The sequence below is a fragment of the Virgisporangium ochraceum genome (genome assembly GCF_016863655.1).
GTDB lineage: Bacteria > Actinomycetota > Actinomycetes > Mycobacteriales > Micromonosporaceae > Virgisporangium > Virgisporangium ochraceum.
On record NZ_BOPH01000068.1, the window covers coordinates 33145 to 47211 of the forward strand.

General features: G+C 70.7%; 10 protein-coding genes. 5 read left to right on the forward strand and 5 right to left on the reverse strand.

Features of this window, described 5'->3' with window-relative positions; translation table 11 throughout:
* Nucleotides 1-50: 50 nt before the first annotated feature.
* Together fxsT and Voc01_RS23135 are read right to left on the reverse strand one after the other, a co-directional pair.
* Entirely contained in the window at nucleotides 51-2927 is a 2877-nt protein-coding gene (fxsT, locus tag Voc01_RS23130; protein ID WP_203929608.1) for an FxSxx-COOH system tetratricopeptide repeat protein, read from the reverse strand.
* Between the two features lie 95 nt (nucleotides 2928-3022).
* Entirely contained in the window at nucleotides 3023-5620 is a 2598-nt protein-coding gene (locus Voc01_RS23135; RefSeq protein WP_203929609.1) for a family 78 glycoside hydrolase catalytic domain, read from the reverse strand.
* A gap of 93 nt (nucleotides 5621-5713) precedes the next feature.
* Here Voc01_RS23135 and Voc01_RS23140 point away from each other — a divergent pair, with 93 nt between their 5' ends.
* Genes Voc01_RS23140 through Voc01_RS23160 form a run of 5 tightly spaced genes read left to right on the forward strand, consistent with a single transcriptional unit; the run spans nucleotide 5714 to nucleotide 9482 of the window.
* The gene (locus Voc01_RS23140) at nucleotides 5714-6961 is read left to right on the forward strand and encodes a Tm-1-like ATP-binding domain-containing protein (RefSeq protein WP_239160419.1); all 1248 of its coding nucleotides are present in this window, start codon (nucleotides 5714-5716) and stop codon (nucleotides 6959-6961) included.
* A gap of 2 nt (nucleotides 6962-6963) precedes the next feature.
* On the forward strand, nucleotides 6964-7797 hold the full coding sequence (locus Voc01_RS23145) for a phosphoenolpyruvate hydrolase family protein (protein ID WP_203929610.1): 834 nt from the start codon (nucleotides 6964-6966) through the stop codon (nucleotides 7795-7797).
* A gap of 1 nt (nucleotide 7798) precedes the next feature.
* Complete coding sequence (locus Voc01_RS23150) at nucleotides 7799-8224, forward strand: cupin domain-containing protein (RefSeq protein WP_203929611.1); 426 nt, start codon at nucleotides 7799-7801, stop codon at nucleotides 8222-8224.
* 5 nt (nucleotides 8225-8229) lie between these two features.
* Nucleotides 8230-8622: a cupin domain-containing protein gene (locus Voc01_RS23155; protein WP_203929612.1), complete on the forward strand. Its 393-nt coding sequence runs from the start codon at nucleotides 8230-8232 to the stop codon at nucleotides 8620-8622.
* The gene (locus Voc01_RS23160) at nucleotides 8607-9482 is read left to right on the forward strand and encodes an NAD-dependent epimerase/dehydratase family protein (RefSeq protein WP_203929613.1); all 876 of its coding nucleotides are present in this window, start codon (nucleotides 8607-8609) and stop codon (nucleotides 9480-9482) included. Before Voc01_RS23155 ends, Voc01_RS23160 begins: the two co-directional genes overlap by 16 nt.
* On the opposite strand, the gene Voc01_RS23165 is transcribed toward Voc01_RS23160, so the two are convergent.
* Genes Voc01_RS23165 through Voc01_RS23175 form a run of 3 tightly spaced genes read right to left on the reverse strand, consistent with a single transcriptional unit; the run spans nucleotide 9449 to nucleotide 14066 of the window.
* Nucleotides 9449-12307, reverse strand: coding sequence for a glycoside hydrolase family 2 TIM barrel-domain containing protein (locus Voc01_RS23165; RefSeq protein WP_203929614.1), 2859 nt, complete (start codon nucleotides 12305-12307; stop codon nucleotides 9449-9451). The two genes, Voc01_RS23160 and Voc01_RS23165, sit on opposite strands and share 34 nt — an antisense overlap.
* Nucleotides 12304-13167 carry an aldo/keto reductase gene (locus tag Voc01_RS23170; RefSeq protein ID WP_203929615.1) on the reverse strand — a complete coding sequence of 288 codons (864 nt, stop codon included), beginning with the start codon at nucleotides 13165-13167 and terminating at the stop codon, nucleotides 12304-12306. The genes Voc01_RS23165 and Voc01_RS23170 overlap by 4 nt, the downstream gene beginning before the upstream one ends.
* The gene (locus tag Voc01_RS23175; protein WP_203929616.1) at nucleotides 13164-14066 is read right to left on the reverse strand and encodes a carbohydrate ABC transporter permease; all 903 of its coding nucleotides are present in this window, start codon (nucleotides 14064-14066) and stop codon (nucleotides 13164-13166) included. Before Voc01_RS23175 ends, Voc01_RS23170 begins: the two co-directional genes overlap by 4 nt.
* Between the last annotated feature and the right edge of the window lies 1 nt (nucleotide 14067).

Below are 14067 nucleotides of genomic sequence, written 5' to 3' on the forward strand. Positions count from 1 at the left end.
GAGCGCGTCAACAGGTCAACCAGGTTCGATCCGCGTGTGTCCGCCCCGGCTCAGAGCGGCATCGGGTCGACGTCGCAGGTAGCCCTTGTCCATCCGGCGGCTTCCTGCGTCGCGGGGTGGCCCGGTCCGAGTACGCGTCCGAGCCGTTCGAGGATGTCCAGGTGCAGTTGCTTCGCCTCGTCGTCGTGTCCGAGCTCCCGTCGATCGATCGCATGGTTGATGGCACATGCGAGCACGAGCGGATGGTCGTCGGACAGGATGGTGCGTAGCCGGCGAAGGTTGGCGGAGTCGAGGTCGTGAGCATGCCGTATCTCGCCCTTGGCGAACAGGTCACTTGCCAGATTGATCGCGCACGCCGCGGTCAGGGTATGGCTGTCTCCGAGACCACCACGAAGCTGCTCGATGGCCGCGGCGTCGGTCTGGTAGGCGTGATCGGCCGCGCCGAGAAGTCGATCGGTGGCGGCGAGGTTCACCGCGGCGACCGTCGTGTAGGGGTGACGTTCGCCCAGCGTCCCTACGTAGCGTTCGTACGTTGAACGCCCAAGTTCCCACGCCGTATGGAGGTCGCCGGACGCCCGACGAGCAGTCGACAGGCTCAGGTGGCTGGCAAGGGTCTCGGGATGATGCGGTCCGTACTGATTCGCAGACAGCGCGCTGGCGGCTTCCGCGCATTCGAGCGCACCCTGGTGGTCGCCTGCCTTACGTCGCGTCACGGACAGTGTCAGCACCGCCCGCTGCGTGACGTAGTTGTGCTCTCCGAGTATGAGTTGGAGTCTGGCGACCAGCACCTCCAGCGCACGCCGGGCGCCGAGGTAGTCCCCGAGTTCGCGTTGGTCGATGGTCAACCCGAGGTGGGTGTAGTAGGTGGTGAGATGGTCTTCCCCGAAAATGCCGACCATCCGCCGGAACGTCTGTTCGTCGAGCGTCCGCGCCCGCTCGAACTGGCCGACCAGGCGGAGGCTCACGCCGAGGTTGTGGGCCGCACGAAGCGTGATCGGGTCGTCGGCACCGAACAGCCGGGTGGACTCACGATGGACAGTCTTGGAGACTTCGAGTGCGGCCACGAAGTCCCCTCGTGCCCGCAGGTCAGCGGCCATCGCCTGCATGGCGCCGAGGGTTCCTCTGTCCTCGTCACCGAAAGCTCGCCGGTACCCGTCGAGGACCTGCATGTTGAGAGCGGCCGCCTCAGCGAAGCGGGCGCTGTGGAACAGCATGAACCCTAGTCGGGCGGCCACTCCGAGGGTCTGTGGATGCTCCGCGCCGAGGAGGACGCGCCAGGCTTCGAGGGCACGCTGGGAGATCTCTATGCCTCCGTCGTTGTCTCCCCAGCGGAACAGATACAGCGCTTCGTTGAGAACCAGCCGACGAACGGGATCGTGACCGCAGTCGAAGGCGCCGGAGGCGACGACGTGTGCGTACAGTTCGCCGTACCGGGGCCAGTTCGCCGGCGCATCCGGGTCGTCCGGATCGCTGGACGCGAGCAGCAGGTGCACGCCGTGCCGTAGGGTCTTCCGCTGATCGTCGGCCATCTGCCCGATGAGGACGTGCTGCACCAGCCGGTGCAGTTGGATGGTGTCGTTCCTGTGGTCGATCCGGGCCAGGCCGTGCCGGTTGATCTCCCTGATTGCCCGGCTGAACTGGATGGGGTCACGCAGCGTCTCGTCCAGTTCCGGCAGGATCCGGATCTGCGGTGATCCGGTCAACAGGCATCGGGAAATGGGTTCCGGTGCGAGGAAAGCGCACAGCTGCAGCAGCTGCATCGCGCCCGCGTTCCGCGCGCGTAGCGCGTCCAGCGAGACATTCCAGGCAGCGGCGACTGTGGTGGGATAACCCAGTGGTGGTGCGTCGTCCAGCAGCTCTGGGCGCTTCTCCTCCAGCAGGCGCAGATACTCGTTGACCGGCATGCCGGTCTCGGATCGCCAGGCGGCTGCCTGCTCGATGGCCAATGGCAGGTCGCCAAGGGTGAAGGCGAGCCGGTCGGCATCTTCGATACTCAGCTCGGGCCCACGTCGACGGAGCAGCTCGGTGCTCTCCGCACGGGTGAAGACGTCCACCTCGACGGTGTCGGCCACGGATGCCCACCGTGAATCGCGTGAGGTGACGAGGATGCGTCCGGGACCGCCGGTGGGAAAGAAGGGTGTAACAGACTCCGGGCTCTCTGCATTATCGAAGACCAGTAACCATTCGCTGAACGGTGTGCCGGCACGAAGCGCCTCGCGAACCGCCGGTACGGCGGCGTTGGCCTCGGCTCCCACCGGCAGCCCGAGCCGGTGGGCAAGCTCGCTCAGCGCTTGGCGGATCTGTGCCGGCCGCTCCGACGGGATCCACCAAACCAGCTCGTACTCGTTCTGATAACGGTAGATGTACTCGGTCGAGAGCTGTGTCTTTCCCACTCCGCCCATCCCGTAGAGCGCCTCAGGAAGGAGGGCCGTAGGTCCCGATCGCAGCCGTTCGTGCAGGGTTCCAAGCATCGCGTGGCGGCCGGTGAAGTTCGGGTTGCGGGGTGGGATGTTTCCCCACACGACCGGGCGGTGCCGGCCTCTCGGACCGGACGTCCCGCAGGTGTCGGCGGTTCGCGCGACCCGCAGGGTCGCCCCGCCCGCGGCGACCCACTGGTCGAGGAGGTTGCGCAGCGTCCTGGTCTGGTTGGTGTCGGGTTCCAGCCGTTCCGCGACCGTGACGAGGCTGACCAGTCCGCCTTGCGTTCCGGCGAGCGATCGCACCAGGTCGAACAGCTGAGCGCGAACCGCTGAGTGACGTCGCAGGGCCACGGGCGTACCGAGCTCGTCGTTGATCATTTGCAGTGCGAGCTGGAGCCCGGACTCACTGGAAAACGTCATCGACGTCTGGAGCTCCGCGACCATCCGCCCCTCGACATCGAGGCGCCCGCCGCCTCCCATGCGCAGAGATCGAGCGTCCTCGGACATGGCGAACTTTCGGTTGGTGCGGCACGCGCAGCGACTCCTCATTATGTCTGAGACCGCGTGCGATGTGACCAACGACCAACCGAAAGGCGTACACGCTAAGCGGGCAGCGAGGCGGGGACGACCACGCGGTGCGTGCCGGGTTCGAGGGTCCGCGCCGGTTCACCGGCCAGGTCCAGGGAAGCGGTGACCCCGTACGGCACCGTCACGTCGACCGTCAGCTCGCCGTCGTCCGCCAGTTCCCACGCGATCGCCGCCAGGCCGTACGGGGTTTCGTGCCGCGCCTGGGCCCACGACAGCCCTCCGCCCGGGCGGGGCCGGAACACGATCTGGCGGTAACCCGGCGCGGCCGGCACCAGGCCCGCCACCACCCGGTGCATCCAGTCGGCGATCGCGCCGAAGGCGTAGTGGTTGAACGACGTCATCGTGCCGGGGTTGACCGTGCCGTCGGGGAGCAGGCTGTCCCAGCGTTCCCAGATCGTCGTGGCGCCCTGGGTCACCGGGTAGAGCCACGACGGGCACTCGCGCTCCAGGAGCAGGTCGTACGCCGTGTCCAGGTGACCGGTGCGGGTGAGCGCGTCGGCGACCAGGGGTGTACCGAGGAAACCGGTGCCGATGCGGTTGCCGCCCTGCGCCACGAGTTCCGCGAGCCGCTGCCCGGCCAGCGCCAGCTCGTCGGCCGGGAGGAGCTCGAACATGATGGCCAGCGCGTAGGCGGTCTGGGTGTCGCTCGACAGGCGGCCCGGACCGGTGCGGTACCGGTCCGCGAACGCCGTGCGCACGTCAGAGGCCAGCGTGCGGTAACGGGAGGAGTCGTCGGCGCGGCCCAGAACCGAGGCGATGTCGGCCAGGCGGCGCGCGGACTGCGCGAAGTAGGCCGTCGCCACCAGGTGCCGGTCGGTCGCGGCGGCCGCCGGGTCGTCGGCCGGGGCGGTCGGGTCGAGCCAGTCACCGAGCTGGAAGTCCGTGTCCCAGACATGGGGCGGGCCGGAGTGCCGGTCGAGGAGGTCGACCCAGGCCTTCGCGCTCGGGTACTGGCGCTCCAGGATTCCGGCGTCGCCGAACCGCTCGTAGAGCGTCCAGGGGGTGAGGACCGCGGCGTCGCCCCAGCCGGCACCCGGACGGATCGGCGTCCATCGCTCGTGCGACGGGATCACCGGGACGTACCACGGCACGGTGCCGTCGGGCAGCTGCTCCAGGGCGACGTCGACGAGCCAGGAGGAGAGCATCCCGGAGCAGTCGTAGAGGAAGGACGCCGTGGGCGCGAACACCTGGATGTCACCGGTCCAGCCGACGCGTTCGTCGCGCTGTGGACAGTCGGTGGGGATGTCGAGAAAGTTGCCCCGCATGCTCCAGACGACGTTGTCGTGCAACCGGTTCAGCACGGCGTCGGAGCACTCGAACCAGCCGGTGCGGGCCATGTCGGTGTGGTGGACGCGCGCCACGAGATCACCGTCGCGGGCGGCGCGGTCGAGGTCGCCGGGCCAGCCGTCGACCTCGACGTAGCGGAAGCCGTGGAACGTGAACCTCGGCTCCCACTCCTCGGTCGCCCGGCCGGCCATCGTGTACGAGTCGGTCGAGCGGGCCTCCCGCAGCGGGCGCTGGTACAGCTCGCCGTCCTGCAGCACCTCCGCGGTGCGCAGGGTCACCGTCTGCCCGGCCGACCCGCTGACCCGGATCCGCAGGCGGCCCACCAGGTTCTGCCCGAAGTCGACCACCCGGCGTCCGCCCGGGGTGGTGAGGACCGCGACCGGCTGCACCTCCCCGGTGCAGCGCACCGGCGGTCCCATCGGCGCGGCCAACGTGGCCGGATCGCGGTGCCGGACCTGCACCCGGCTCCACCCGGCGTCGTCGAATCCCGGCGAGGACCAGCCGGCCAGCTCCCGGCGGGCGTCGTACGCCTCGCCGTCGTAGTTGCCGGCGTACAGGATCGGACCCTGGGCCGCGTGCCACGACGGGTCGGTGGCGATCACCTCGCTGCGCCCGTCCACATAGAAGATCTCGAGCTGCGCGATCAGGGAGAGGTCGGTGCCGAAGAGGTTGCGGAACCCGCCGCGCCAGCCGAGGCGGCCGCGGTACCAACCGTCGCCGAGCCACCCGCCGATCGCGTTGTCGCCGGCGCGCAGCAACGCGGTGACGTCGTAGGTGTAGTAGCGCAGGCGCTTCGGGTACACGGTCCAGCCGGGTGAGAGCGTGTCGTCGCCGACGCGCTGTCCGTTCACCTCGAGCTCGTAGACGCCGTGCGCGCTCGCGTAGAGCCGGGCGCTCCTGACCTCGCCCGCGACGTGGAAGCCCCGCCGCACCAGGGACGGCCGGCGGCGGTCGGAGTCGGGGTCCTCCGGCCAGGAGGCGCCGACCGGTCGGGCGACCCAGTCGTCGGGACGCAGGAGCCCGGCCTCGATCACCGTCGGCCCGCTCCAGTCCGAGGAGCGACCGGACGCGTCGAACACGCGGACGCGCACCACGACCTGTTCGCGGGATCCCAGTGGCTCAACCGGCCACGGCACGAGAAGCTGGTCGGGTGAGGCCACGCGCACCACCGAGCGGGTACCGCCCCTGGTCACCTCGACCTCGTAGCCGGCCTGCGTCCAGGGGCCGGAACCGGTGACCCGCCAGGACAGGCGGGGGCGGCTCTCGCCGATACCCAGCGGCACCCGGTGGTGCTCAGCCGTCGGGGGCAGCGGGGTAACGGTCATTCAACTACCTCCGGCCTGACACGTTTCAATCTCGCGTCGAATGAGCTTACTGAAGCGGTTGACACGTTTCAAACACGACCTCAGGATGGACCCGTGAGCAACCCCACACAGCCACCCGCCACCGTGGCTCTGGTCGGCACCCTCGACACCAAGGGCGCCGAGTACCAGTGGGTGGCAGAGAAACTTCGCGAGCACGGCGTCGCCGTCACGATCGTCGACACAGGGGTGAATCCCGGCACGGTGGAGGCCACCGTGACCGCGGAGGAGGTCGCCACCGCCGCCGGCACCTCGCTCGACGCGCTGCGGTCGGGCAACGACCGCGGCGCGGCCGTCACCGCGATGGGCGAGGGCGCGGCCGCGGTGCTCACCCGTCTGCACGCCGCCGGCGCCCTCGACGGTGTGCTCGCGCTCGGCGGCAGCGGCGGCTCGTCGATCGCCGCGCGGGCGGTGCGCGACCTGCCGGTCGGCCTGCCCAAGCTGATCGTCTCCACGATGGCGTCGGGCGACGTGTCGCCGTACGTCGGCGCCAGCGACGTCAGCATCATGTACAGCGTCGTCGATGTGGCGGGCATCAACCAGGTGTCGCGCGCCGTCCTCGGCAACGCCGCGGCCGGCATCGCCGGTATGGCGCGGGCGTTCGCCGCGCGCCGGGCCGCGTCGGGCGCGGGCGACGACCGTCCGCTGGTCGCCGCGTCCATGTTCGGGGTGACCACGCCAGCGGTCGACGCGGCCCGCGCGCGTCTCGAGGAGCTGGGGTACGAGGTGCTGGTGTTCCACGCGACCGGCTCGGGCGGGCAGGCGCTGGAGGCCCTCGCCCGGTCGGGGATGCTCGCCGGCGTTCTCGACCTCACCACCACCGAACTCGCCGACGACCTCGTCGGCGGCGTGCTCACCGCCGGGCCGTCGCGGCTCACCGCGGCCGGTGCGGCGGGTGTGCCGCAGGTGGTGAGCCTCGGCGCGCTCGACATGGTGAACTTCGGCCCGCGCGACACCGTGCCGGAGCGCTTCGAGGGCCGGACCTTCTTCGTCCACAACCCGACCGTGACGCTCATGCGCACCACGGCGGAGGAGAACGCGGAACTCGGTCGTCGGCTCGGTACGAAGCTCGCCGCCGCCACCGGTCCCACCGCTCTGATCGTGCCCCGCAAGGGTGTGTCGGCGCTCGACGCCGACGGCATGGCCTTCCGCGACGGGGCCGCCGACACCGCGCTGTTCGACGCCGTTCTGTCCGCAGTGGACGGTAGCGCCGTGACAGTGGTCGACGAGGACGCGCACATCAACGACAAGGACCTGGCCGTGCGGTCGGCGGACCTTCTCCACACACTGATGACGGGGGCCTGAGAATGGACCGTTCGACGGCTCTGGAGCGGTTGCGGGCCACCGTTGCCGCCGGAAAGCCGGTGATCGGCGCGGGCGCCGGAACCGGGTTGTCGGCGAAGTCGGCGGAGCTGGGCGGCGTCGACCTCATCATCATCTACAACTCCGGCCGCTACCGGATGGCCGGCCGCGGCTCGCTCAGCGGCCTGCTCGCGTACGGCGACGCGAACCAGGTCGTGGTGGAGATGAGCCGCGAGGTGTTGCCGGTGGTGCGTGACACGCCGGTGCTCGCCGGCGTCAACGGCACCGACCCGTTCCGGCTCATGGGCCGGTTCCTCGACGAGCTCAAGACCATGGGCTTCACCGGTGTGCAGAACTTCCCGACGGTCGGCCTGTTCGACGGTGTCTTCCGCCAGAACCTCGAAGAGACCGGCATGGGGTACGAGCTCGAGGTCGACATGGTGCGGCTGGCCCACGAGCGCGACCTGCTGACCGCGCCGTACGTCTTCGACGTGTCGTCCGCGGTGGCCATGACCGAGGCCGGCGCCGACGTGCTGGTGCCGCACCTGGGTCTCACGACGAGCGGCACGATCGGTGCGCAGACCGCGGTCACGCTGGAGGAGGCCGCCGCGCGGGTGCAGGAGATGCGCGACGCGGCGGTCGCGGTGAACCCGGACGTCATCGTGCTCTGCCACGGTGGTCCGATCGCCGAGCCCGACGACGCCGCCTACGTGCTCGCCAACACCACCGGTGTGGTTGGGTTCTTCGGCGCGTCCTCGATGGAGCGGCTGCCCACCGAACGCGCCATCGCCGAGCAGGCCCGCCAGTTCAAGTCCATCCCACTGTCCAAAGGAGACTGACATGAGCGAGTACGTGGGGCGCCGCCCCGACGAGGTACCGACCCGCGTCTTCGACTGGGGCACGATCAAGTGGCTGGTGACCCCGCACCTCGACAAGGGTGCCGGACTCACCACCGGTGAGGTCATCGTGTACCCGGGCCAGGGGCACGCGCCGCACGTGCACCCGAACGAGGAGGAGGTCATCTACGTGATCTCCGGTGAGGGCACGCAGACCGTCGGCGACGGCGCGGACCCGTTCCCCATCAAGGCCGGCGACGCCGTCTACATCCCGGCCAACACCGTCCACTCGACGTACAACACGACCTGGTCGCCGTTGCGGCTCATCGTCGTCTACACCCCGGGTGGCGCGGAGACCGGCCTCGACGGGCTGCCCGACGCGCGCATCCTCGAGCCCGGCGTGCAGCCGTCCTGGAAGCAGGACCGTTAGTGCCGGTGTTCCCACCCGGCCGCTGGATCAACCCGTCGGACCGCCCGGGCTGGTGCGCTGTCGCCGGTGCCGGGCGGTTCGCGGTGCCCGTCCACGGTGGACGGTTCGAGCGGCACCACCACGACGACGACGAGATCTGGTTCATCTCCGCCGGCAAGGCGCGCATCCTCGTGGACGGCGGCGAGCGCTACGTGCAGGCCGGCGACATCGTGTTGACGCGCGCCGGCGACACCCACGACGTGGTCGAGGTCTACGAGGCTCTGCACGGGTTCTTCGTGGAGACCGGGCTACCGGCCGGCGGCCGGGTCGGCCACCTGTACCGCGACCCCGCGGACGCCGCGGGCCATGACGTTCCACGCAGACCCGTACCGGAGGATTTCCCGTGCGCATCGCGGTGACCGGCAGCTCCGGCAAGGTCGGACGGGCCACAGTGGACCGGCTGCGCGCCGACGGACACGACGTGCTCGGCCTGGACGTGACCGGTACCGCCGGCCCGGGCTTCACACGTGTCGACCTGGCCGACTACGGGCAGACGCTCGACTCGGTGCTCGGCGTGACCGCCCGCCACACCGGGCTGGACGCGCTGGTGCACCTGGCGGCGATTCCGGTCAACGGGCTGGTGCCCGACGTGACCACGTTCCACGCCAACCTGAGCGTGAGCTTCAACGTGTTCCACGCCTGTCTCCGGGCGGGGATCAGGCGGATCGTGCACGCGTCGAGCATCACCGCGGTCGGCTTCCCGTTCCACGAGCCGCCGGCGTACCTGCCGCTGGACGAGGACTGCCCACCGCGCGCGAACAACACCTACGGCCTCGTCAAGGTGCTCGAGGAGGCGATGGCGGCGCAGCTCGTCCGCTGGGACCCGGAGCTGTCGATCACGGGGCTGCGCATCACGAACGTCACGGGTCCGGGGGAGTACGGGCCCTTCGCGACCCGCGGCCACGACCCGGCCTACCGGCGCGACCTGTTGTGGAGCTACGTCGACGCCCGCGACGTCGCCGCGGCGGTCGCCCTGGCGCTGGCCGCCGGCCGTCCCGGAGCGGTGTCCTACAACATCGGAGCCTCCGACACCGGGCTGTCCGTGCCGACCGCCGACCTGGTAGCCGGCGCCTTCCCGGACGTGCCGCTCCGCGGCGACCTCGCGGGCCACGAACCGGTCTTCGCGATCGGGAAGGCGGCCAGCGACCTCGGCTACCGGCCCGCGCACCTGTGGCGCGACGAGCTTCACTCGACGGACAGGGTCACTCCGAACTCGTAGGGCTTCACCGGGATGCGGTAGCGGTCGGGCAGCGCGGGTCCGCATGAGGCGCTGCCGAGGCCCTGCTGCAGGTGGTCGACGTTGAGCCACACCGTCTCCGACGGGCGGAGGTCCTGCGGGTGGACGGCCCGGTCGAGGTCCTCGGTGGTCCAGCGGCGCACCGTGAACGCGAAGTGCGGGTCTCCGGTGACGCGCAGCCTCGGCACGCCGGCACCCAGCAGACGCAGCCACCGGGTCTCGACGTGGTTGCCGTTCTCCTGGGGCACCGGGTACGGGGTCTGCAGCGCGTCGACCTCGGCGCGGAAGCGGCCGACCCGGGCGGCGGTGAAGCTGTCCACATAGGACTCGTGCGGGCCGCGGCCGAACCACTCCGCCGCCCCGATCGCGGCCGGCAGGCCGAAGCGCAGGCCGAGCCGGGGAGGGGTCACCGAGTGGTGCCCGATCGGGGTGCCGTCCCAGATGCCGACCGGCTCGACGCGCACGCGCAGGTGTACCGAGCGGTCGTCGACGGGGGCCCAGCGGTACTCGGCCGTCAGCGCCAGCGTCTGGGTCGCGGGTCCACTGTGGACACGGACCACGACGGTGCCGTCGTCCTCGGTGCGTACCTCGTCGGTGCGGTGCAGGAACCGGTCCATCCCGACCGCACGCCACGCCCGCGACAGCTCGTTGAGGCCGCCGTGGCCGTGGTCGTTCTCGATCGGCGCCCGCCAGACGTCCAGCCACGGGCCGGAGATCGCAAGGTCGCCGAGGCCGAGCAGCCGACCGGTCGCCGGGTCGATCCGGGCGGACAGGGCCGAGCCGTTCGCGCGCCGTGACGGTGGCCGGAAGACGGCCAGCATTCCCTGGCCCCACGCCACCTCGTGACCGGCCGCCGCCCAGGACGTGTCGGCCGCGAGCACGGCCCGCACCGACAACCACCGCTCGCCCGTTCCCGGTGCCGCCGCCAGGGCCGCCTCCGGAACGGCCACCGACGCCGACCCGCGCGCGGGCACGTCGGGAACCGCGAGCTCGCCCGAGGCGACGGGCGTCCCGTCGTCGGCCACCGTCCACAGGAGACGGAGGTGCGCCAGGTCGCTGACGTCGTACCGGTTGCGCAGCGTGATGCCGCTGGGCTTGACGTCGACGAGCACCGGCTCGATCACCTTGGCGTACTCGATCAGGCCCGGCGACGGGGTGCGGTCGGCGAACACCAGCCCGTCGAGGCAGAAGCGGTCGCCGTTGGGCTTCACGTCGATGTCGCCGCCGTGCCGCAGGTACGGCACGCCGTCGGCGTCGGTGCCCCACAGGCCGTGGTCGATCCACTCCCACACGAACGCGCCGCAGAACCGGTCGGATCCCTCCAGGATCTTCTGGTAGTCGGCGAGCGACCCGGGCCCGTTGCCCATGGCGTGGCCGTACTCGCACAGCAGATGCGGCAGGGTGCGGCTGCGGGCGGCGTCGTCGGCGGAGACACCCTCGGGCGCGGGCTCGGCCCGTTGCCCGATCGCCGACAGCTCGTCGAGCGACGGGTACATCACGCTGTGGAAGTCGGAGTGCCGGTAGCTGCGGTCGCGCTCGTAGTGGATCGGCCGCGACGGGTCGCGGTCGCGGATCCACTCCTCCATGTCGGCGAACGCCGCGCCCGCGTCGCTCTCGTTGCCGAGCGACCAGATGATGACGCTCGGGTGGTTCTTGTCGCGCTCGACCATCCGCCGCGCGCGGTCGAGGAGCGCGTCGCGCCAGGCGGGGTCGGCGGGCGGGTTGCCCTTCCAGCCCGAGTAGGCGAACCCGTGCGTCTCGATGTCGCACTCGTCGACGACCCACAGCCCGTACTCGTCGCACAGGCGCAGGAACTCGGGGTGCGGGGGATAGTGGCTGGTGCGGACGGCGTTGATGTTGTGCCGCTTCATCAGCAGCACGTCGCGCCGCATGGTCTCCAGATCGAGCGCCCGGCCGCGGTGCGGGTCGTGCTCGTGCCGGTTCACGCCGCGCATGAGGACGGGCCGCCCGTTGACGAGCAGCCGTCCGTCGACAATGGACACCGTGCGGAACCCGATCGCCAGATCGACCCGCTCACCGCCGGCGACCAGCGTGCCCCGGTACAACGTCGGCGACTCGGCGCTCCACGGCTCGACGCCCTCCACGGAGACCTCGGTGCCGGTGTCGAACCGCAGGGACAGCGACGGGATCTCCACGACCCCCGGCCGGTCGGCGTCGACCCGCAGCGTGCCCACGCCGTCGGCGAATCCGGCGTGCACGAACACGTCGTCGACGCTCCCCGCCGGCCGGGCCAGCAGTTCGACGTCGCGGAAGATGCCGGGCAGCCACCACATGTCCTGGTCTTCCAGGTAGCTGCCGGACGACCACCGGTGCACCCGCACGGCGAGCACGTTGTCACGCGGGTGCAGCAGCCCGGTCACCTCGAACTCGAACGGAAGCCGGCTGCCCTTCGAGTGACCGAGTTCCGTGCCGTTGAGCCACACCTTGGCGCACGAGTCGACGCCCTGGAACCGCAGCACCGTCACGGTGTCGGGCCAGTGCGGGGGCAGGTCGAACCGCAACCGGTAGTCGCCGGTGGGGTTGTCGTTCGGCACGTGCGGCGGGTCGAGCGGGAACGGGTAGGCGGTGTTGGTGTACCAGGGTTCGCCGTGGCCCTCCAGCACCCAGTGCGCCGGAACCCGGATGGTGTCCCAGTCGTCGAAGGGGCCGTCGGCACCGTCGGCCGTCGGCGACAGCCGGAACCTCCACCGCCCGTTGAGGCTCAGGCGCGGGGCGTCCGTGCGCAGGTCGGCCCGCGGCGCGCGGCGCCCTTCGCCGGGCGCGGTGCTGTCTACATAGGACGTCATGAGGACGCCGCCGGGGGTGTGCCGAGAGCCGCCAGTGCCTCCAGGAGGCCGGCCGGCACCGGCCGGGCGGCCAGCGCCTCGGTCGCCGCCACCTGTGCCGCGTCGGACACACCGACCACGGTTGAGTCGACCACCGGAGCGGTCAGCGAGAAGTGCAGCGCGGCCGCCGGCAACGGCGTCTCCCACTCGCGGCACACGGCGGCGAGCCGGTCGACGAACGCCAGCACCTCCCGTGGCGCCGGCCGGTAGGCGTACTGTCCGGCCCGCCGCGGCGACCCGGCGAGGATGCCGCCGCCGAACGGCGCGGCGTTGAACACCGTCATGCCGCGCTCCCGGGCCGCCGCGATGAGCGCCTCGGCGCTGCGGTCGACCAGGGTGTACCGGTTGTGGGTCAGCACCGCGTCGAACATGTCGCTGCGGATGTACCCCTCGACGAGCGCCGGGTCGCCGGCGGCGATGCCGATCGCGCCGACGAGGCCCTGCTCGCGGAGCGCGACCAGGGCTGGCACAGCGGTGCGCAGTCCCTCGGCCACCGTCATGCCGTACGGGTCGTGCAGGTGGTACAGGGGAAGGCGGTCGACGCCGAGCCGGGCCAGCGTCTCCTCGAAGGAGCGCCGCACGCGGTCACCATCGAAGACCCCCGTGACCGGGTCGGCGTCCGCCTTGGAGAACACCGTGGGCGACGCGCCCGTCTCCCGGAGCGCCTCGCCCAACAGGGACTCGCTCCGGCCCTCCGCGTAGTTGTTCGACGTGTCGATCTGGCCGCTGGCCGAGCGCACCAGCGCGTGGGCCAGGTCCCGCGCACCGTCGGCGCGCTGGCCGAGCCGTGACGCGCCGAGGGTGAGCTTACGGGGGTTCATCCCTTGAGCGATCCGTTCGCGAGGCCGGTCATGATCTGCTTGTTCAGGAACAGGTACAGGACGAGGATGCCGGCCAGGTTGATGGTGATCGCGGCGAACAGCGGCCCGTACCGCGTGGACCCGTACTCGTCGCTGAAGGCCAGCAGACCGACCTGCACGGTCTGCAGTTCGTCGTGGGTGGTGAACGTCAATGCGATGAGGAGATCGTTCCACACACTGAAGAACTCCACGAGTGCCAGCGTGACGATCGCGTTCTTCATCATCGGCACGCCGATGCGCCAGAACGTGGTGAGCAGGCTCGCCCCGTCGATCGCGGCGGACTCGAAGATGGCACGGGGGATGGCCCGGAAGTACGCGGTCATGAGGAACACGGTGAGCGGCAGGCCCATCACCGTGTAGGTGAGGATCAGCGGGAACAGCGTGTTGGTGAGCCCGACCTTGAAGTAGACGATGAACAGCGGCACCAGGATCATCTGACCGGGGATCATGATGCCGGCGATGAACGTCAGCAGCACGGTGTGGCGGCCCTTCCACACCATGACCTCCAGGGCGAACGCCGCCGCCACGCCCAGGATCAGCATGAGCAGCACCGACGGCACCGTCACCAGCACGCTGTTGAGGAGGTTGCGGGCGAGGCCGCCGGTGTTCCACGCCTCGGCGTAGTTGTCGAAGCCGAAGCTCTCCGGCAGCGCCCAGGTGGGCTTGGAGAAGAACTCGTTCTGGGTCTTGAACGAGCCCATGACGAGCCAGAACATCGGGTACAGCTCGATCGCGACGAGCAGCGTCACGGCCGTGGTCACCCACACACGCCGCCACATCCGGCGGGCGTTGGCGCGGGGCCGGCGCGGGGGCGCCGCCCGGGTGCCGGCGGCGGGAGCGGTCATCGTCTGCAGCGCCATC